General features: G+C 61.6%; 12 protein-coding genes and 1 tRNA gene. 4 read left to right on the top strand and 9 right to left on the bottom strand.

Annotated features, from left to right (window positions below):
- Positions 1 to 52 precede the first annotated feature (52 nt).
- A complete protein-coding gene (locus HHL22_RS15605) occupies positions 53 to 1,699 on the bottom strand; it encodes an ArnT family glycosyltransferase (protein WP_169532265.1) in 1,647 nt (548 codons plus the stop codon).
- Positions 1,700 to 1,841: 142 nt separating this feature from the next.
- On the opposite strand from HHL22_RS15605, the gene HHL22_RS15600 reads away from it, so the two are divergent.
- A complete protein-coding gene (locus HHL22_RS15600) occupies positions 1,842 to 2,279 on the top strand; it encodes a Fur family transcriptional regulator (protein ID WP_169532264.1) in 438 nt (145 codons plus the stop codon).
- Between the two features lie 68 nt (positions 2,280 to 2,347).
- Here HHL22_RS15600 and HHL22_RS15595 read toward each other — a convergent pair.
- From HHL22_RS15595 to HHL22_RS15580, 4 genes are all read right to left on the bottom strand, one after another.
- Positions 2,348 to 2,421, bottom strand: a tRNA-Ala gene (locus tag HHL22_RS15595).
- 176 nt (positions 2,422 to 2,597) lie between these two features.
- On the bottom strand, positions 2,598 to 6,065 hold the full coding sequence (locus tag HHL22_RS15590) for a TonB-dependent receptor (protein WP_169532263.1): 3,468 nt from the start codon (positions 6,063 to 6,065) through the stop codon (positions 2,598 to 2,600).
- 377 nt (positions 6,066 to 6,442) lie between these two features.
- A complete protein-coding gene (locus tag HHL22_RS15585; RefSeq protein ID WP_169532262.1) occupies positions 6,443 to 9,946 on the bottom strand; it encodes a TonB-dependent receptor in 3,504 nt (1,167 codons plus the stop codon).
- 190 nt (positions 9,947 to 10,136) lie between these two features.
- Positions 10,137 to 10,811: a C40 family peptidase gene (locus tag HHL22_RS15580; RefSeq protein WP_169532261.1), complete on the bottom strand. Its 675-nt coding sequence runs from the start codon at positions 10,809 to 10,811 to the stop codon at positions 10,137 to 10,139.
- Between the two features lie 228 nt (positions 10,812 to 11,039).
- On the opposite strand from HHL22_RS15580, the gene HHL22_RS15575 reads away from it, so the two are divergent.
- On the top strand, positions 11,040 to 12,449 hold the full coding sequence (locus HHL22_RS15575) for an FAD-binding oxidoreductase (protein WP_169532260.1): 1,410 nt from the start codon (positions 11,040 to 11,042) through the stop codon (positions 12,447 to 12,449).
- A gap of 148 nt (positions 12,450 to 12,597) precedes the next feature.
- On the opposite strand, the gene HHL22_RS15570 is transcribed toward HHL22_RS15575, so the two are convergent.
- Positions 12,598 to 13,524 (bottom strand): methyltransferase domain-containing protein, encoded by a 927-nt coding sequence (locus HHL22_RS15570; protein WP_169532259.1) that lies wholly within the window; start codon positions 13,522 to 13,524, stop codon positions 12,598 to 12,600.
- Positions 13,525 to 13,705: 181 nt separating this feature from the next.
- Positions 13,706 to 15,349 carry an amidase gene (locus HHL22_RS15565; RefSeq protein WP_169532258.1) on the bottom strand — a complete coding sequence of 548 codons (1,644 nt, stop codon included), beginning with the start codon at positions 15,347 to 15,349 and terminating at the stop codon, positions 13,706 to 13,708.
- 251 nt (positions 15,350 to 15,600) lie between these two features.
- Between HHL22_RS15565 and HHL22_RS15560 the strand changes: the two genes are divergently transcribed.
- Positions 15,601 to 16,854, top strand: a complete 1,254-nt coding sequence (locus HHL22_RS15560) for a hypothetical protein (protein ID WP_169532257.1) — start codon at positions 15,601 to 15,603, stop codon at positions 16,852 to 16,854.
- A gap of 118 nt (positions 16,855 to 16,972) precedes the next feature.
- On the opposite strand, the gene HHL22_RS15555 is transcribed toward HHL22_RS15560, so the two are convergent.
- Positions 16,973 to 17,968: a hypothetical protein gene (locus HHL22_RS15555; RefSeq protein ID WP_169532256.1), complete on the bottom strand. Its 996-nt coding sequence runs from the start codon at positions 17,966 to 17,968 to the stop codon at positions 16,973 to 16,975.
- A 114-nt stretch (positions 17,969 to 18,082) separates the two neighbouring features.
- Between HHL22_RS15555 and HHL22_RS15550 the strand changes: the two genes are divergently transcribed.
- Positions 18,083 to 18,667 carry a DinB family protein gene (locus tag HHL22_RS15550; protein WP_169532255.1) on the top strand — a complete coding sequence of 195 codons (585 nt, stop codon included), beginning with the start codon at positions 18,083 to 18,085 and terminating at the stop codon, positions 18,665 to 18,667.
- A gap of 16 nt (positions 18,668 to 18,683) precedes the next feature.
- On the opposite strand, the gene HHL22_RS15545 is transcribed toward HHL22_RS15550, so the two are convergent.
- Positions 18,684 to 19,709: a M28 family peptidase gene (locus HHL22_RS15545; RefSeq protein WP_169532254.1), complete on the bottom strand. Its 1,026-nt coding sequence runs from the start codon at positions 19,707 to 19,709 to the stop codon at positions 18,684 to 18,686.
- Positions 19,710 to 19,745 lie beyond the last annotated feature (36 nt).

The raw sequence follows: 19,745 nt of genomic DNA, 5'->3' as shown, positions 1-19,745 counted from the left end.
GCGGCGGCCCTGGGCGGCCGCTGATACTGCCTTCCCAGGCAAGAGCTTGGGGTTACGGAAACTCCACCAACTGGAAAACCAGGCCCCGGTCGATGGTGAACTCGTCGAGCAGGCGGCAATGCTGGCCCGCGAGCTGCCCGGCTTCGGCCAGGTAAAGGGTGCCGGGGTGCGGCGGCAGCCGGCCGGTAGCCAGCGTTTGGCCCCGCTCGCGGGCAATGTAGTAGGCCTCTACATTGTCGAGCTGGGCGCCGGGCCACAGCACCAGCGGGCGCCCCCTGGTTTCGCGGCCCACGCGCACGGCGGCGGTGCGATACGCCACTTCGGGCGACGTAGCCAGGCGGGCCGGAAACACGTAAATATCAAAGCTCAGCCGCAGCACCAGCAAAAAATAGCTCAGCAGCAGCAGCCGGTAGTCGGGCAAGCGGTAGAACAGGTACGCTAGCCCGGCCAGCCCCGCGCTCAGCAGCAGCCCCGGCAGCCAGTAGGTGGGCACGCCCCGCAGCTGGCTGGCCATGCTGGCGCCCGTGGCCCCTAGGGCAGGGGCCACTGCTTTAAGCGCGGGCACCAGCGGCGCTAGCGCCGTGCAGGCCAGTAGCAGCAGCAGCGCCGCATCGAGCCAGCGCGCGGGCCAGGCGCCGGCCAGTTGCGCGGGCCGGTACAGCGGAATAACTACCGTCAAGCCCAGCGGCACCAGCATAAAGAGATAACGCGGGATGGTAGCCGGCGAGAGCCAATACACGGGCAGCACCGCCAGAAACAGCAGCGCATTGTAGCGCAAAAACGGCGCTTGCCACACCACCTGCCGCGCCCGGCGCGTGAGCAGCAGCACCGCCAGCAGCGTCCAGGGCAGGAAGTGGCGCACGAAATCGAAGGGAAACAGCAGCACGTAGCGCACCGAGTCAGCCAGGGGCTGGGCGGCCACCGTGCGCTGGCTCGACTGGTCCCAAAGGGTAGCCAGGGCGGTTTCGAGGGAGTTTTGGCGGCTATAGAGCAGAAAATAGGTGCCCAGCACCCCTAGCAGCACCCCCACCCCCAGCACGTGCGCCCCGCTAAAGAGGCGCCGCACCTGCCGCGTAGCCAGGCAATACACCCCTAGGGCCAGCGCCTGAAACACCAGCGAGGGCAGCCCCTTCAGCAGGAAGCCCACTGCCGTGAGCGCATACGTGAGCACGAATAGCCGCACCCACTGCCCGCGCTGCCCCAGGTACCACACGGCCATAAACACCAGCCAGGTCAGGCCCGCGTGCCAGAGGTCGATGAGGCCCAAAAACGAATCGTAGAACAGCACGCGGCCCGTGGTGGCGAAGGCCAGGGCCACCGTGAATGCCAGCCGGCTGCCTAGTTGCGGCCGCAGCACCCGCCAAATGGCGCCTGCATACAGCAGCAGCGCGGCCACGGTGGGCAGGCGCACTATCCACTCGTCGGCGCGGCCCGTGAGGCGGTAAAGCGCCACCAGCAGCCAGTTGAAGAGCGGGGGCTTATTGTAGTAAGGAAAACCCTGGAGCGTAGGTGCGAAAAACCGCCCCGAGTAGTGCATTTCCAGCGATACCAGCGCCCGGATGGGCTCATCGACCAGCAGCGGCTGCCAGCCCAGGTGCAGCAGCAGCGCCGGCAGGGCCACGGCCAGCGTGAGCAGCAGCACTAGCCCCGGCCGCTGGCCCAGCCATTCAAAAACCCGCCGCGCCAACGTTTCTGCCACAAGTAGTGTTAAGTAGTACCCACCTCAGCCGCCCGGCCTGGGGGCTGGCAAAGGTACGCTAGCGGGCCGCGCCCCACTAGCTACGTAGCTGCCGCTGCCTGGCCTACCTGCGTAGTACGCGGCGCCACCCTATTTTTGACTTATGTCCGCTACCACCACCACTCCCGACCGCCTGGCCCAAACCCTACTGCGCCACGGCCTGCGCCAAACCCCCGTGCGCCGCGCCGTGCTGGCCGCCGTGTCGGGCAAAGGCTTCGCCTTGACCGGCGCCGAGATTGAGCAGGAAATTGGGGCCGACGTTGACCGTATCACCCTCTACCGCACCCTCAAAAGTTTCGAGCAGCAGGGTCTCATCCACCGCGTCATCGACGATACCGACGTGCTGCGCTACGCGGCTTGCTCCATCGAGTGCTCGGCCGCGGCTCATTTCGACAACCACGTGCACTTCAAATGCACCGACTGCGGCCACACCTACTGCCTCAGCCAGGTGGCCATTCCGGCCGTGCAGCTGCCCGGCGGCTTCCAGGCCCAGCGCCGCGACTTCCTGCTCTCGGGTACCTGTCACTTGTGCCAGGCCTAAAGCCCTAGGAGCCATCGCAAACAGAAAAGGCCGCTAGCAGTGCTAGCGGCCTTTTTGCCTAAAGGGAGTGGAGAATATCGGAGTCGAACCGATGACCTCTTGCATGCCATGCAAGCGCTCTAGCCAGCTGAGCTAATCCCCCTTTTGTTGGCTATTACCAAGCCGCCGTTTGCGTTTTGGTTCGGCAAAAGTACGGCGCCTTTTGGCTTCTACAAGCCCTAGGCCACATTTTGTTGCTAAGTTCCCCGAAATCAGGCGCAAAAAAATGGGCGGGGACTACTCCCCGCCCATTTTTAGCATTTTGCTAGCCTAGGCAGCTTAGTTGAAGCTGTAACGCAAGCCAATCTGCATGTAGTAGGTCGAGGCCGTGGTGATAGTATTCACGAACGACTGCTGAATGGGTGCCCCGCCGTAGGTGCTCAGGCGGAAGGTTGGCTTCACGGTACCGCCTTCTACCAGGCTGCTCACGTTGGTGGGTGCCAGGATGGCACCGTTGCTCACAACGGGCTGCTGGAAGATACCCCAGTTGCGGTTGAGCAGGTTGCCGAAGTTGAACACGTCAAACGTGAATTGCAGGGCGTTGCGCGTTTTACCCGAAACGAAGATGTCCTGGGCGGCGCGGAAGTCCACCTGATGGCGCCAGGGCAGGGTAGCGCCGTTGCGCTCGGCATACTCGCCACGGTGCTGGCTCAGGTAGGGGTCCTGGTCAATAAACTTCTGGAACAGCACGTTCTGCTGCGCCGCCGTAATCACGTTCGGGTTCGCGGTGGTGCCGTAGTTGAAGTCCGAGAAAGTGATGTCGTTAGCGTCCTTCGGAATGTAAATCAAGTCGTTGGTCTGGCCATCGCGGTTGAAATCGGCACTGTAGATGTACGAGTAGCGGCCCTGAATTGACCCTGAATAGAAGAACGAAATCGTGGTACCCAGGTGGCGCAGGTATTCCTTGCGGTAGGTGAGCGAGGCCACGATGCGGTCGGGAGCTACGTAGTTGGCGTAGCTCAGGGCCGGGTTGTTGGCGTTGTTCACCGTGTAAGTGCCCGACCAGGTGTTGAGCAGCTGGTCACCGCTACCATCAAACAGCACGCGGGCATCGGAGCGGGTATAGGCCAGCGAGGCCTGCAGGCCGCTGCTGAAAGACTTTTGCAGCTGAGCCGTAGCCGACCAGTAGTAGCCTTTGTAGCCGTTCGAAAGCACAATGGGATTGAAAGCACCGGCAGCTACTGGCGTACCGTTGGGGTTGTTTTTGGGCGTGAAATCGTTGCCATAAAGCGGGCTGGTGAATTTCGACCCAACCGCGTTGGGATAAAAGTCGCGGTTGTCGGAGAAGCCCGGCTGGCCGGCGCTGGCACCAGCGAGCGAACGCGGATTTACCAGGTTGTAGTTCTGGCCGTAGGCCACGATGAGGTCTTTGTTATAGGTGCCTTCCAGCGTACCTACGATGCCGCCTGGCAGCTTCGCGTCGAGGGCCAAAGCACTCTTCCACGCTTGCGGATTACGGAAATTGGGGTCGGTGGCGCTGGCGGTGCTGGGCACCAGGGTGCCAGCCGTTGGTACCACATCGGGGCGGTGGGCGGCGGGGTCGGGGCTGAAGGGCAGCACGCCCGTCTGCTGGTTGAAGCCCGGAATAGAGCCGAAAACCGAACCGGGGCTTACCGCATTAGTGCCGCTACCAACGGTAGAGTACTGCTGCGTTACCTGAATCATGCCGGCGTCGCCCGACTGGGCCACAATCCACACGGTGGGCACTTTGCCGGTGAAGATGCCCGAGCCGCCGCGCAGTTGCAACGTGCGGTCGCCTTTCACGTCCCAGTTGAAGCCAATACGCGGCGAGAGCAGCACGCGGTTCTGGGGTAGTATCCCCGTGTCGATACGGCGGCCATCAGTCAACGACTGCGCGGCTATCAGCGGGTTGGTTTTGATTTCCTGAACGTTCAGGTATGAATTCAACTCGGCACGCAGGCCGTAGGTAAGGCGGAATTTCTCGCTAATAGCGTATTCGTCCTGTACATAAGCTGAGTACTGGGCCGTTTTGAAGCGGGGGAACGCCTGCTGGAAGCCCGGCAGCAGTGAGTAAGTGATGGCAAAGTCAACGGGATTGGCGCCATTTTGAAAATCCGACCAGCTATTGTAGGTATAGTAGCTGGTAGCGAAACGCTGGAAACCGTTCTTGGTGCTTTGCAGGTCAAACTGCACGCCCCCGGTGAGGGTGTGCTTGCCAAAAGTGCCCGAGAGAAAGTCCACGGCCGAGTAGGTTTCTACCTGGCGCAGGTTGCCGAAGGTGAAAGGCTCATAGCCGAATGAGGTATAGGGGGTGCTGTACGAAGCAAAACCACCGATAGCAGTGCCACTAGTAGTGCGGGGCACCGAGCCATCAAGGATATCTACGAATGGGAAGATGGAGCTGTTTGAGCTGCGCGGGTCGTTCTGGTTGGTGTAGGTCAGGCGCAGCGTGTTGAAGAGGCGCGTGCCTAGGGTCGAGTTCAGCTCTAGGGCACCCGAGTAGAAGTTGTAGTCCTGGAAGTAGTTGGAATTAGCAAAGGGCAGCGCGAAGATGCTCGTGCGGGTTTGCGGATAGTTGGCCAGCGGGCTGCGCGAGGTGCTTACCTGAATGGGGTTGTGGCTGTTTACCTGGTTGTAGCGGATGCTCAGGTGGTTTTTGTTGTTGATGTTCCAGTCGATGCGACCTAGGTAGCGGCTGTTCGTATTCTGGAAGTTGTAGCTCTGGTAAGGGCCGGTGGCGTAGCCGTAGGTGCTTTGCAGGTAGCTGCTGTAGCTATCGAGCAGGGCCGCCGTGGGGCGGGCAACGTTGCTGGCCGACCCATAAGGATTGGCGGTGGTAGAGGCAATATTTTGCGGGCCCGGTATGTCTTCTGTTGAGCGTTCGTAGCTCAGGAAGAAGAATAGCTTATCCTTAACAATGGGGCCGCCCACGCGCGCGCCGTAGGTGCGCACCGTGGTAGGATTGATGGTAAACTGGTCAGCTGCTACGTTCTTACCGATATAGTTCTGATTGCGGTAGAAGGTGTAGAGCGAGCCCTGCACTTGGTTCGAACCCGAGCGCGTCACCGCATTCACCGCGCTACCCACGAAGCCCGATTGGCGCACGTCGAAGGGCGCAATGTTTACCGTTAGTTCCTCCAAGGCATCGAGCGAAATGGGCGAGCCGTTGGCTGGCAGGTTACCACCGATACCGAAGTTGTTGTTGAAGTCCGAGCCGTCTACCGTGATGTTATTCTGGCGGTAGTTACCCCCCCCTATCGCGCCCTGTGAGGTGGGCGAAGCCTGGGGCGTGAGGCGCAAGAAGTCGTTCAGACTGCGCTGAATGGTAGGCAGGCGCTGCAACTGCTCGGTGCTGATGTTGGTTACCGGGCCCGTGCGCTCGGCGTTGAGCACCGAGCGAGGGTTATTACCCACTACCACGGCCTCAGCTAGTTGGGTCGAAGCATCACCCAGCTTCACGTCGATGCGCTGGGTTTGGCCTACCGTCAGCACCACGTTGCTGCGGTTGAAATCCTGGTAGCCTACAAAGGTTACCTTCAAGGTGTAGGGCCCACCCACGCGCATGTTCTGGATGTAGTAGCGACCGTCGGCGTTGGTGGGTGCTACGTACTGCGTGCCAGTAGGTGTGTGCACAGCAATGACCGTGGCGCCTGGCAGCTCGCCCCCTTTTTGGTCGGTAACTGTGCCCGCAATCGACGACGTAGTGATGCCCTGTGCCCAGCCGCTGTGGGCTAGACCCACCGCCAGCACTAAGAGCAACAAGTGTCGTAAAACTTTCTGAATCATACAGAAAATGGTTAGTGGAAGATGTAGGCTTAATTAAAACCAGTACAAAATTAAGGTGATTTCACAGGTCATTGGGTTGCTAGCAAGTCTGGGCTGGGTACTACCCTGCCAGCTTATACCTGCGCCAGGCTAACCCCGAGGCTTTAAATAGGCAGCATAATAATGCATTAGTCAAGCTATTATCTTATGAATGGCAGCGCTGTAGCACGCCGACCAGATTACTTCAGAAAGGTTCAAATAATTGTACAATTCCAAATTTTTCACTTCTTCATCCAACCGGTGTTGGTTAGATGCTCCTAGGCCTCCGTCATCAAAAAAGGGCAGGAATTGCTTCCTGCCCTTTCGGTACGCCTAGCCCCCTAGGAGCGCTGGAGTGACTAATTGAACAAGTAGCGCAAGCCAATCTGGGCCTGCCAGCGCGAGTTCAGCGTCGTTACATCGTTGCGGAATGGAGTAGTAAGCGTTGTGGCGGGCGTCACGGTTGAGGTGCTGCCCGATACGGTGCGCGTGGGGTTGGCCACGTAGGTGAACTGGTAGGTGGGCTGCCCGGCGGCATTGTAGCCCTGGAAGGCCAGCGGCGAAGCGGTATACTGGAATTGATAGAGACCCCAGTTGCGGTTAATCAGGTTGCCGATGTTGAAGATATCGATGCTGAATTGCAGCGAGTTTTTGTTGCTGCCAATGTTAGTGAAAATGTCCTGCAACAAGCGGAAGTCTACGCGGTGCTGCCAGGGCAGCGTGGCGCCGTTGCGGGCCGCATACTCACCGCGGTGCTTACTCAGGTAAGGGTCGGCGCTGATGTAGTTATCCAGGTCAGTGGCCTGCTGGGCGGCCGTATACACGCGCTGGTCGCTGGTGCCCGAGAAATACGTGCGGTCGGTTAATACAATGTCGCTGGCGTTGCGCGGGATGTACATGAGGTCGTTGCCCGAAACCCCGTCACCATTCATATCACCGCTGTAAGTGTACGAGTAGCGGCCGGCCGGGGCGCCTTCGTAAAACAGCGAGAAGGTGGTGCCTAGGTGGTCCAAGTAATTAATCCGGTACGAGAGCGAGCCGATGACGCGGTGCTGAATGAGGTAAGCCGAGTAGCCAAGGTCTTCCGAGTTGGGGTCGCCCGATACGGGGCGGCCGGCCCAGCTAGACTGGGCAATCGAACCTCCGTCATTCACCGAGCGCGAGTCGGAGTAGGTGTAGGCGGCCATGGCGTACAGCCCGTTGCTGAAGGTTTTCTGCAGTTGCGCCGTGATGCTGTACGAATAGCCTTGGTTGGTATTGTTCAGCAGGATGGCGTCGGTGATGGTCGGGTTAGTCAGCGATACGGTGCTGGGCGCGTTAGCCACACCGTTTGCGTTCTGGCCGTGGATGCGGTTGTAGGGGCTGGTATTTACCGTGGGACTGGCCGCGCTCACGCGGGTGTAGAAAATGGGGCGGCGGTCGCCAGCCGAAGCATCTCCCGGAATAGCCGCTACGGCGTTGTTGGTTGAGTAAGGCAGGTTGATGTTCTGGAAGTACACCGCGTTCAAGTCCTTGGTATAAAGGCCTTCAAGGGTGAAGACCACCCCACCGCCTAGCTGCTTATCGAGGGCTAGGTTACTGCGCCACACCTGCGGGAACTTGAAGTCGCGGGCCGTCACGGCAATGTTATACGAGGTATTAGCCCCACCGGCGGTAAGAGCCGTGCGGTACTGGTCCACGTTGGGGCTAAAGGGGTAGCCCACCGACGTAGTACCTTGGAAGTCAACCGTGCCAAACTGCACGCCGTTGTTGCTGGCTTGGTTGGAAATCCACACGTAGGGCACGCGGCCAGTGAACACGCCCGTGCCGCCGCGCAGCTGGATTTTGCGGTCGTCGTTCACATCCCAGTTAAAACCTACGCGGGGCGAGAATAGCACCCGGCGCCGAGGTAGCTGGCTGGTATTGATGTGCGTGCCACCCCGGAAGTCGTTGAAGGCAGCCAGGGCCGTATTCTGCTGAATGTCAGAATAGATGATGGGTAAATCACCGCGCACGCCGTAGGTAACCTTAAAGTTGCTAGTGGGCGAGTACTCGTCCTGAATGTAGAGGCCAATCTGAGCGGCGTTGGTGGTGGCATAGGGAAACGAGCCATCAGCGAGGGCCGAATAGCGCAACTGGTAGCGCTGGGCCGAGCGCAGGCCATCGGCCGAGGTGCGGGGCGTTAGCTGGCCATTGGCGTAGTTGTAGCCATAGGGCGCGGCAGTGGTGGCCGCTGAGGCGTAAAAGTCTTGCAGCGAGTTATATACGAAAGCACCATAGTACTGCGGCGCGAAGCCGTTGGTATATTTATACAGCTCGTTGTAGGTGCCAATCGTGACGTTGTGCTTGCCTAGGAAGGCGGTGAAGTTGTCGCCTAATTGGTAGGTGTCGGTATTCAGGATATTGAAGGCCGAAAATGGCTCGTAGCCAAACGTAGTCAGCGTTTGGGCGGCCGTTACGCGCGAGCCCACGGCGCTTAGGCCGGTGGTCGTGTTGCCGATATCTACCAGTGGGAAAAGCGGAATGTCGCCCCCGCCCGCGCCCTGGCGAAAGTCACGGTTGGCTAAGTAGCCGGCCGTTAGGTTGTTTGAGAACTTGCCACCCCCTAGGGTGCTGTTCAACTCGGCAATGAACGAGTTGATGTTGTTATTAATACGGTAGTAGGAACTCAGGTAGGGCAGGCCAAACAACGTTTGCGAACGGCTGGCGCTGGAGTTGACGGCGCCTGAGTTGCTCGGCGGCAAATCGCGGTACGACTTCAGGTAGTTGTACTTGATGTTGAAGCGGTGGTTGCTGCTGATATTCCAATCGATTTTGGCCGTAATCTTATCGCTATTCTGGGCCAGCTGGTAGCCCTGGTAGGGGCCGGGATTGTAGCCGTAGTTAGAAGTCAGGAAGCTAGAGAGGGTATTCAAATCTGAAGCCGCCACCTGCGAGATTGACTGGCCGTCGGTGGGGTTAGCAGTCGTGGCGGCCATGTAGTTGCCCGTGGGCGGGTCGCTGCGCAGCTCACGCTCGGCGTTTAGAAAAAAGAATACCTTATCCTTGATGATAGGACCACCCACGCGGAAGCCAAAGTTCTTCAAATTGAAGTTAGCAATATTGTTATTCACATCAGCGATGTGGCTGCCCGTATATTTCTGGTCGCGGTAAAAGCCATAGATAGAGGCCGATACCTGGTTGGAGCCCGAGCGCGTTACGGCGTTTACACCAGCGCCGGTAAACGAGCCCTGGCGCACGTCGTAGGGGGCAATGCTTACCTGAATCTGGTCGATGGCATCGAGCGAAATGGGCTGGGCGTTGGCCTGGCCGCCGATGGTGCCCGACAAACCAAACGAGTTGTTGAACAGCGCGCCGTCGATGGTGATGTTGTTGTACAGGTTGTTGCGGCCACCAAAACCGCCGCCCGCGCTGGCTTGCGGCGTGAGGCGGGTGTAGTCGGCAAACGAGCGGTTGATGGTGGGCAGGCGTTCAATCTGAGCACGCTGAATAGTAGTGGCCGCACCCGTGCGGTCGGCGTTGATGACCGGGTTTTGGGTGCCGGTTACGGTTACTTCGGCCAGCTGCGACGAGCTTTCGCTCAGCTTCACATCGAGGCGGAAGTTTTCGGCCAGCGTCAGGTTAATACCGGTGCGGGTAAAATCAGTGTAGCCCACGAAGGTCACCTTTACGGTGTAAGGGCCGCCCACCCGCATGTTCTGGATGTTGAAGCGGCCGTCGGCGTTGGTGGGCGACACGTACTGCGTGTTGGTGGGCGTGTGCACGGCAATGACCGTGGCGCCCGGCAGCGCGCCGCCCTTGGCGTCGGTGATGGTGCCGCTCATGGCGGCAGTAGTAGCTCCCTGGCCCCAGCCCAATTGGCCCGAGCCAACTATCAGTAGCATTATAAGGAGGTGACGTAGTATTTTCTGAACCATAATCAGAGCTGAATTGCTGAAAAATGATGCGTTCAACAACCCCGCAAAATTACGGCTAAGGCACACACCCAATGTTACGCTTGTATTACCAAGTCAAGAAGTAGCATTTATTAAAGGTCGAGCTTTACTAATTCTTCATCTAGCAGACCCTAGACCCTCAAAACCGCGGCCGCACTGCCCGAATGAAGCGGCTGAGGTAATAGTCCAGCTCGAAGCTATTTTCGACCACCCCCAGCGACGAGGAGGCATGAATAAACTCCACCCCGTCGGCATCTACTACCGTCACCAGGCCCACGTGCGTAATGGTGCGGGCGCCCGGCGAGGGCCCGAAGAACAGCAAATCGCCGGGGCGCAGCTCGGTGGGCTTAATGGGGTCGCCCCACACCGCCTGCTCGTTGGAGGAGCGCGGAATGGTGATGCCCGCCTCGGCAAAGGACAGCTGCAACAGCCCCGAGCAGTCGAGCCCCCCGCGGGTGGTGCCGCCGTACACGTAAGGGGTGCCTTGGTAGGAACGCGCCGCTTCGATAACCGTGGCCAGCGCGCCGCTGGCGCTGGTGGGCCGGGTGATGCGCTGCTTCACCACCGTTTTGCCAGCCGTGGTGCCGGGGCTGCTCGCCTTGGTTTTGGACTTGACGACCACCGGGGCGCGGTGGGCCCCTAGGCGGCCGCTGCTGCGCGAGGGGTAGCGGTAGCCGGTGCGCTGGTTGAGCTGGCGCTGGCAGCTGGTGCCCAGCAGCAACAGTAGTAATAAGAGGGGCCAGGCGGCTCGCCGCAGCCAGGCCCCTAGGGTAGCGGGCCGGGCCGGGCCGGGGTAGTTTTGCGCTAGCATCATCAGGCTTACCTTCGTTGATTCGCGCCCCATTAACTGCAAATATAACCCGGCAGTATGTGGCGAGGCATTTGAGCAGTGGCGGTGGTTTAGAAAGGCAGCCTTGCGGCAGCTGCACGGCCGGGCTTGCGCAGGAAAACCGGCCGTTGGTTTTCTACTTCTCTTCCTTGGCAGCTACCTACTCCCGAAGGCTTTACCTTTTTCAATTAAGTAACTCAAAACCTATATCTTATGACTTTCACTCCCCTTACCGCCGAGCTGGTGGTGGCCTTTGAGGGCATTGTAGGCCCGGCCCACGTGCTGACGGCCGCCCGCACCGAAGCGCTGGTGTACGAAGCCTACGGGCGCGACCATACCGAAGACTTCCTGTTTCCGCCCGACGTGGTGCTGCGCCCCGGCACGGTGGAGGAAGTGAGCGCCATCATGCGCCTCTGCCACGAGCACCATATTCCCATAACGGCCCGCGGCGCCGGCACCGGCCTGAGCGGCGCGGCGCTGCCCGTGCACCAGGGCGTGCTGCTGAGCATGGAGCGCTTCAACAAGATTTTGAACATCGACGAGCAGAGCCTGCAAGCCACCGTGGAGCCGGGCGTGGTGACGGAGGCGTTCCAGAACGCGGTGCAGGAAGTGGGGCTGTTTTACCCGCCCGACCCGGCCAGCAAGGGCTCGTGCTTCCTGGGGGGCAACCTGAGCCAGAGCAGCGGCGGGCCCAAGGCCGTGAAGTACGGCACCACCCGCGACTACGTGCTGAACCTGGAGGTAGTGCTACCCACCGGCGACGTTATCTGGACCGGCGCCAATACCCTCAAGTACGCCACCGGCTACAACCTGACCCAACTCATGGTGGGCTCGGAAGGCACCCTGGGCATCATTACCAAGGCCGTATTCCGGCTCCTCCCCTACCCCCAGCACAATATCTTGATGCTGGTACCCTTCCGACAGGAGGCGCAGGCGGCGGCGGCAGTATCGGCGGTATTTCGGGCGGGCATCATCCCCTCGGGCATGGAGTTTATGGAGCGCGAGGCCATCGCCTGGTCGTCGGACTACCTCAAAATTCCCCTCACGCTGCCCGACGACATCACCGCCCACCTGCTCATTGAGCTGGACGGCCAGGACCTCGACCAGCTCTATAAGGAAGCCGAGAAGGTGTACGAAGTGCTGGAAACCTACGACGTGGGCGAAATCCTGCTGGCCGACACCGCCGCCCAAAAGGACGACCTGTGGCGTATTCGGCGCAACATTGGTAACTCGGTGCGCTACAACTCGGTGTATAAGGAGGAAGACACCGTGGTGCCCCGCGCCGAGCTGCCTACGCTGCTGAAGGGCGTGAAGGAAATCGGCGCCCGCTACGGCTTCAAGAGCGTGTGCTACGGCCACGCGGGCGACGGTAACCTGCACGTCAACATCATCCGCGGCGACCTGAGCGAGGAGCAGTGGACGACCGGCCTGCGCGCGCCCATATCGGAGATTTTTGCGCTCTGCGTGCGCCTAGGGGGTACCATTTCGGGCGAGCACGGCATTGGGCTGGTGCAGAAGCCCTACCTGCACATTGCCCTCAAAGAGGCTAATCTGAACCTGATGCGCGGCATCAAGCAGGTATTCGACCCGCACGGCATCCTAAACCCCGGCAAGATTTTCTAGGGTAGTATCTGCTTAAAACAGGCGGTCATGCTGAGCGCAGCCGAAGCATCTCTACCGCGTAAGTAATTCCTTTCGTTAGGAGTTAGTGACGCGGTAGAGATGCTTCGGCTGCGCTCAGCATGACCGCCTGTTTTAAGCAGATACTACCCTAGGGATTCACCGCCAGCACTTCCCAATACACCGATGCCAGCTCCTCGGCCGAAAAGCGCCGGAACTGCGGATGCACCGGCGGCCTAGGGGCTTGCAGCAGCGCCAGGCTGGGCGCATCGGTGACGGCACGCTCCCAGGCGATGGGCAGGCCGGCGGCGGCAAACAGCGCCCGGTACTGGGGCAGGCGCAGGCGGTTTTGGTACATGAAGCGGTTGCCGGCCAGCAGGCGCCACGCCAGCGGGCCGTGGCGCAGAAAGTGCACCGCCGTGCGCCTAGGGTCATCGTGGCCAAAATGGTCGCTCAAATCGACTAGGTGCACCAGGTAACCGCCGGGGCGCAGCACGCGGCGGGCCTCGGCCAGTAGGCCGGCTAGGGTGGCGGCCGGCACGTGCTCGAGCACGTTGGTGGAATAATGATAGTCGACGCTGGCAGCGGGCAGCTCGAGGCGAGTAGCATCGGCGGGGGCGGCGTAGCGGATGGGCACGGCCGCCCACAGTTCGGCCAGCGAGTGGCAGCCGGCCAGCACCTGCGCCTTGCGCGCCAGTTCGGCCCTAGGCACCCACGGGAAGAGCGCCGGTAGCTCGGCGGCGTGCGCGCCCACGTAGGTTAGCAGCCCCAGCACTAACTCTTCCTTTAAGTAGGAGTGCAAATCAACGGTGATTACTTCGGCGGCGCCAGCTAGCCACAGCCCGAGGGGCGTGCCCAGCACCCAGCCCGTGCCCACCTCCAGAAAGCAACGCTCCAGGGGTAGGTTTTGCTGGCGCAGGATGCCGGCAATTTTGGCCGCTTTCTCCAGGTGCCGCCAGTAATCGACCTGGCGCAGGGCCCCAAAGCGGCGTTGCAGCTGGTAGTAGAGCGGCTGCCCCAGCGGCCGGGGCAGCCACGCCACGGCGTTTTGCACGGCGGCTTTCAGTAGGTAATGCACGGCAGGTCAGTTGGCAATTATCAGTCAACAATTATCAGTTATCAGAAAACGAACGTCATGCTGAGTCTGCGAAGCATCTCTCCCGCGTAACTAACTCCAAACGTTGGGTTTACTTACGCGGGAGAGATGCTTCGCAGGCTCAGCATGACGTTCGTTTACCACTTTTCTACGCTGCGTTAACTCAATATCCTACGGCGGCGGCGAAGGTCGGGGCTTGGCGGTGCTTGGTGGCTTGCTCGTAGGCGTAGCCCAGGGCCAGCAGCTCGGCCTCGCGGTAGGGCGCGCCCACGAAGGACAGGCCGATGGGCAGGCCGTGCACGTAGCCCATGGGCAGCGTGAGGTGCGGATAGCCGGCCATGGCCGCCGCGCCCGAGTAGCCGGGGCCGGTGTTGTACTCGCCATTCACGAGGTCGATGCAGGCGGCCGGGCCGGTGGTAATGGCCACGATGGCCCCTAGGCCCCCATCGGTTTGCAAGGCCGCGTCCAGCGCCTGGCGGCTAGTGTCCAGTACCTTGCGCAGGGCGGCTTTATATTTCTCGCTGCCCAGGCCGTCGGTTTTTTCGGCTTGCTCCAGGGTTTCCTGCTGGAAGTAGGGCATAGCCTGGGCGGCGTGGGCCTTATTAAAGGCGATGACCTCGGCCAGGTTCTTGACGGGGGCGTTGGTGCCGGCCAGGTATTTATTCACGCTGTCCTTAAACTCGTAGAGCAGCACGTCGAACTCGGCCTCGCCGATGGGCTGGGTGGCGGTGCGCACGTCAACCTCCGTGATGGTGGCGCCCTGGGCTTTCAGCACCTCCACGGCGCGGCGTAGCAGTTCGCCGCCAGGCGTCTGGCTGGCCAGGTGGCTTTTCTCCACGCCCAGCTTCTGGCCCTTCAGGGCGTCGGGGCGCAGCAGGCGGGTGTAGTCCTGGGGCGTTTTGGGGGCGCCGGGGGCTAGGGTGGCGGCGTCGGCCGGGTCGGGCCCCACCATGCCGCCCAGCAGCAGGGCAGCGTCGCGCACGGTGCGGGCCATGGGGCCGGCCGTGTCCTGGGTAGCTGAGATGGGGATGATGCCCGTGCGGCTCACCAACCCCACCGTGGGCTTGAGGCCTACCAGGCCGTTGTTGGAGCTGGGCGACACGATGCTGCCGTTGGTTTCGGTGCCCACAGCGGCGGCGCAGAGGCTGGCCGAGGCCGCCGCGCCCGAGCCGGCGCTGCTGCCGCTGGGCGTGCGGCTCAGCACGTAGGGGTTGTGGGTTTGGCCGCCGCGGCTGCTCCAGCCGCTCACCGAGTGGCTCGAGCGGAAGTTGGCCCACTCGCTGAGGTTGGTTTTACCCAGGATGATGGCGCCGGCCGCCCGCAGGCGCTGCGTCACCCAGGCATCTTTGGCGGCGCGGTGGGGCACCAGGGCCAGGGCGCCGGCGGTGGTTTGCATCTTGTCGCCGGTGTCGATGTTGTCCTTCAGCAAGATAGGGATGCCGTGCAGTGGGCCGCGCACCTTGCCGGCCTTGCGCTCTTTGTCCAGCGCGTCGGCCAGGGCTAGGGCATCGGGATTGGTTTCGAGCACCGCGCGCAGGCCGGGGCCAGCGTGGTCGATGGCCGCAATCTGGGCCAGGTACTGCTGGCAGAGGGCGCGGCTGGTGGTGCGCCCGCTTTGCAGCCGGGCTTGCAGTTCGCTCAGCGGCACCTCGCTCAGGGCGAAGGGCACAGGCGGCGCGGGCACGGCGGCGCCCGTGGCGGGGCTGGTAGTTTCGGGCGCCACTGGGGTTGCCGCCGCGGCGAGTGGCAACAAGGTGGCAGCTAGCGCGGCCTGGCTGCCGTGCTGCAAAAAGGAGCGTCGTTGCATGGAAGTAGTGGTGAGGCGGTAGAAATGCGGGTTAGTGAACGGCAGGAATCGCAAGGACTCCAAAGAAAGCTGATGGGCCGCCAGTCGCACCTTATTTTTTCCTGAAGAATTTGCTAGCTGCCCCCGCGCGGCCCTAGGGTGCAAGCGCGCCGCTCAGCGCGGTTGCCCGCCAACCCCCATCAACGCCGGGGCGTATAGCCCCTAGGGTTTCACTCGGCCCTTTGCTCACCTTCACCCAGTTCCGCTCCGCCATGTCCGATAGCCCCGAATACCCCGGCACCAACTCCATTGCCGGCAACTACAGCAGCCCGTCGGTGGCCAATACCAAAATGGGTGCCGACGTGCAGAACACGCTGACTAATAGCAACACGCAGTCGCCCGATGCCCAGGCGCAGCCCGAGGGCGACGCGGCCACCACCAGCCAGGAGCTAACCACTGACCCCAGCGCCGCCGTGCCCGGCGGCGCGCAGCCCAACTACGCTGAGGGCACGCCGGTGGCTCCCGCGCCGCCGAGCGCCTCGGGCCAGCCCGACGTGTACGGCGGCAACTTTGGCAACGACGTGCAGCCTACCTTCAACGACCCCAACCGCGTGGCCAACCAGGAATCGACCCCGAACCGGGGGGCTTTTGGCGAGCAAGGGCACCTAGGGGCCACCCACGGCGGCTACGGCAACCAATACCGCGAGTTTGACACGGCGGCCGAGCGCCCCGCGGCTGAAGCTACCGAAGAAAAATACTACGGCGACGGCGCCAGCCGACCTGGCCCCCAGCACAATGCCTACCGCGACTACGACGGCCAGGACACCAGCCCTGCCGAGCAGGGCCACGCCGTGCGCGATACGCCCACGCCCACCCAGGGCGGCCCGCTCGACCCGAATCCTAACGCCACTTACCGCCAGCAGGATACACGTAACCTGGTGAGCGAGGGTGGCCCCGCCGCCGCTTTTCAGAACGATAACGGTGCGCCCACTGTGGGCCCTGCCTACGCCGACGATTATGGCCACACGGCGGGCGTGGGCCTGCCCGCCAACACCCCCAGCAATCACCTGCCCTTGGCCCCCGATGGACACGGGATAGGCAGTAACCCCGCTTCGGCCCGCGGGGGCTACGATGGCCAGCAGCAGGAAGCCAAAACCGCACCCCAGGGCACGCCCGCGCCCGTCGATGCGCCCAGCGCGCCGCAGGGCGAAGGTTACGGCTACGGGTTTGAGCGCAGCGAGCAAGCCAAAGCCGGCAACCCCGACACCGGCGACTCGCGCAACGGCTTTGGGCCCGGCGGCTCAAAGGAAGGCAATACCAGCGAAGGCTACGGCTCGAAAGGCGGCTCGTATGACGACCAGAACCCCGGCGCCCAAACGCCCGCCTACGACGACTTCACCAAGCAAGACAAGGCCCAGAACTACGGCCAGGAAGCCCGCCAGGACAACCGCCCCGCCGATGGCGACCAGCCCAACGACGGCGACTACGGCCCCGCCCCTCGCCGCAACGACGGCCGGGATAAGTAGCCTTTTAATGTAAAAAATATAGGGAGATGTGAAGAATGTGAAAATTTCGGAAGGCACTATTAGCACTTTCCGAAATTTTCACATTCTTCACATCTCTCTATATTTTTTACATTAACCATTATCTATGAATGCGCATGTCAATGTCGTACTTATAGCGCGGCGGGCCCCCTAGGGGCACGGCGAAGAACGGCAAGGCTTTATCGTACTGGTCGGTAACGTAGAAGGTGGCGTCGTTGAAAATTTTGGAGGTGCTAGTCAGGCGCAGGTCGAGCGAGAGGCCGTGCTCCTGGGGCGTGATGGGCAGCACGCTGCTGGCCCACTGGCCATCGCCGCTCACGGCCGCGTCGTGGCCGTTCTTGGCTACGCTGAATACGGTAAGCTTAGCCGTGTTGTCGAGGTCGAAGTTGCTTTGCTTGATGCTGACCACGTTTTCGTCGGCAAACGGGTAGAGGTGCACCGTAACTGGTCGGCCCGAGGGCGGCCCCGCCGGAATGCGGAAGCAGTATTTGTAGGTGAAGGCGTTGCCGCCCGGCACTGGCACGTCGCTGCTCGGGCTGCTGCTGAGGAAAAAGCGGTACAGGTTGCCGTCGTTGCCGCTCAGCCCACGCACTACTACCTTGTATACGTAGCCCTTAAACTGCTCTACCAACTCGCCTTCTAGGGGGTTTAGAGGGCCTAGGTTCCAGTATTTGCCGTTAGTGGCGGGGTCCACGCCAAAGGCCTGCTGCTTCAGCAAGCGGCCACTGGGCACGGTGCCGGGCGCGGGGCGCGGGTTGGTGGCGCCGGGGGCCGAGTGGGTGCCCGGCCCGCCATACAGGCTGAACTCGGTGCGGGTATTGAACTCGCCGATTTTGGCGTCGAGCGTGCCGCCGCAGTCGGGGTCGAACACGCGGATGTAGAACGGCTCGCGCCGGGTGGCGGGCACCAGAAAGAAGAACGTTTGCGAGTGGTCGTCGTCGCCCCAGGCGGTGGGCGCCTGCGGCCCGAAGGTGACCAGGCTCTCCAGCTTCTCGACGGGATTGGGCACGGCCTGCGCGGCGGCTGGGCCGGCTAGCGGCAGCAGCAGCCCGGTTAAGGCGAGCCAGCCTAGGGGCGTATAAAACAATTTTGCCATCTGGCTTGACTATACTAGGAGTTAGCCAGCTAAGCAATTGCCCGGCGCCGACATACCAACCTCTGCCGTAATATTACAACCCAAACCCCTCCGCGTTAGCTATTTTTACCCCGCATGAGTGCTTCCGCGCGCGATACTACCGAGTTTTTCGACCAACTTACCAATCAGGTACTGGCCCTGCGCGTACTAGCGTACCGCCACCTACGGCCCCTCACGTCCGAGCAGCTCAACCGCCGGCCGGGCTACGATAACTGGAGCGCTGCTCAGTGCCTAGAGCACCTCAACCTGGTAGGCGGCTACTTTTTGCCCACCCTAAAGGCCCGCTTGCGCCTGGCCCACACCAAGGGTTCAGCGGCCGGCCAGCGGGTGCGCAGCGGCTGGCTGGGGCGCTACGTCACGCGCAGCGCTAGCCAGCGCAATGGCTTAGGCGACAGCCTCTTGCGCTTGCCTAAGCAGTATGCTCCCACCGGCACCCGCCTCACCGGCACCGTGGTCGAGGCCTTCAATCGCCAGCTCGACGAGCTGCTACGCCTGCTGCTGCTGGCCCGCCAGGTCGATGCCGGGGCCGTGCGCGTGCCCAACCCCCTTTACCCCTGGCTGCGCCTGCGCCTCACCGACGTGCTGGAGGCCCTGGTAGCCCACGCCCAGCGCTACGTCAAGCAGGCCGAGCAGATAGTGCAAGCCACGGCCAATCGGTAGCTACTAGCCCTAGGGCCTACTCCTGGTAAATAACCTGTACCAGTGTTTGGCCCACCGCTTTCATCGTTTTGCGGTCGATGATGCTCATATTATCGGCCGTGGTGTGGTGGTAAGGCTTAAAATACTCTTCCCCAAAGGCTGGGTGGTCGTAGATGTCCACGGTCGGGATGCCCGCTTGGTTGATGTACACGTGGTCATCGGTGATGGCGCCGGTGTCTCGGAAGAGGAAATAGTCGGAATAACCAATCTTAGCTGCGGTATTCCAAATCTTATCTACCACGTTGCGGGCCTTTTCCAGCGATATGCCCTCGCGGGTGAAATGCCCATCCTTGGCCCCTACCATGTCGAGCAGCACGCCGTATTCCGCTTTGTAGTTGGGCGGCACCATGTTCTTGGCCCAGTACTGCGAGCCTAGGCACCAGCCGTCGCCGCTACCAGCCAGCAGGTTCTTTTGGCCATCGATGCGGTCGGCATCGAAGCCCCAGTCCTCGGCATCAACCAGGATAACGTCTACGCCCACGTTGGGCGCCATTTTTTCGGGCTGCTGGCTCAAGGTGCGTACTATTTCCATCGCCACGGCCACGGCGCTGGCTCCGTCGCTGGCCCCGTCCATGGGCAGCTTGCGCTTGGCTTTATCCTTTTCGCCATCGGCGAAAGGGCGGGTATCCCAGTGCGCGAACAAGGCTACGCGCCGCGCCGCCGTGGGTTGGTACTGGGCCACAATGTTGCGGGCACTGATGTTGGTGCCGTCAAACGTCATCGCCTTGAACGGCTGCTCGTACACCGTCAGGCCAAAGCTTTTTAGCTTCGCTACCAAGTAGTTGCCGCAAGCTACGTGCGCTTTGCTGTTGGGCACCCTAGGGCCGAATGCTACCTGCTTGGCCGTGTAGGCATAAGCCGAGTCGGCGTTGAAGGCCGGCGCCTTACGCAGCTTTTCCTCGGCGGGCGCGCTGGTCTGCTCGGCGGGTTTCTTGTCGGGGCAGGCGGTGAGGACGAACGCGCCGCCTAGGGCCAGCAGCGGCAGCAACTTGGGGAAACGCATAGAATTAATTTCTTTTCAATCTGCAAGAACGTCATG

The organism is Hymenobacter polaris, from assembly GCF_012927305.1.
Lineage (GTDB): Bacteria > Bacteroidota > Bacteroidia > Cytophagales > Hymenobacteraceae > Hymenobacter > Hymenobacter polaris.
This window is presented reverse-complemented; position numbering and strand designations above follow the sequence as displayed.

Coding starts and splice junctions, on each gene's coding strand:
- HHL22_RS15600 (WP_169532264.1), top strand. CDS start 1,842: ATGTCCGCTACCACCACCACTCCCGACCGCCTGGCCCAAACCCTACTG.
- HHL22_RS15590 (WP_169532263.1), bottom strand. CDS start 6,065: ATGATTCAGAAAGTTTTACGACACTTGTTGCTCTTAGTGCTGGCGGTG.
- HHL22_RS15585 (WP_169532262.1), bottom strand. CDS start 9,946: ATGCTACTGATAGTTGGCTCGGGCCAATTGGGCTGGGGCCAGGGAGCT.
- HHL22_RS15580 (WP_169532261.1), bottom strand. CDS start 10,811: ATGATGCTAGCGCAAAACTACCCCGGCCCGGCCCGGCCCGCTACCCTA.
- HHL22_RS15575 (WP_169532260.1), top strand. CDS start 11,040: ATGACTTTCACTCCCCTTACCGCCGAGCTGGTGGTGGCCTTTGAGGGC.
- HHL22_RS15565 (WP_169532258.1), bottom strand. CDS start 15,349: ATGCAACGACGCTCCTTTTTGCAGCACGGCAGCCAGGCCGCGCTAGCT.
- HHL22_RS15560 (WP_169532257.1), top strand. CDS start 15,601: ATGTCCGATAGCCCCGAATACCCCGGCACCAACTCCATTGCCGGCAAC.
- HHL22_RS15555 (WP_169532256.1), bottom strand. CDS start 17,968: ATGGCAAAATTGTTTTATACGCCCCTAGGCTGGCTCGCCTTAACCGGG.
- HHL22_RS15550 (WP_169532255.1), top strand. CDS start 18,083: ATGAGTGCTTCCGCGCGCGATACTACCGAGTTTTTCGACCAACTTACC.
- HHL22_RS15545 (WP_169532254.1), bottom strand. CDS start 19,709: ATGCGTTTCCCCAAGTTGCTGCCGCTGCTGGCCCTAGGCGGCGCGTTC.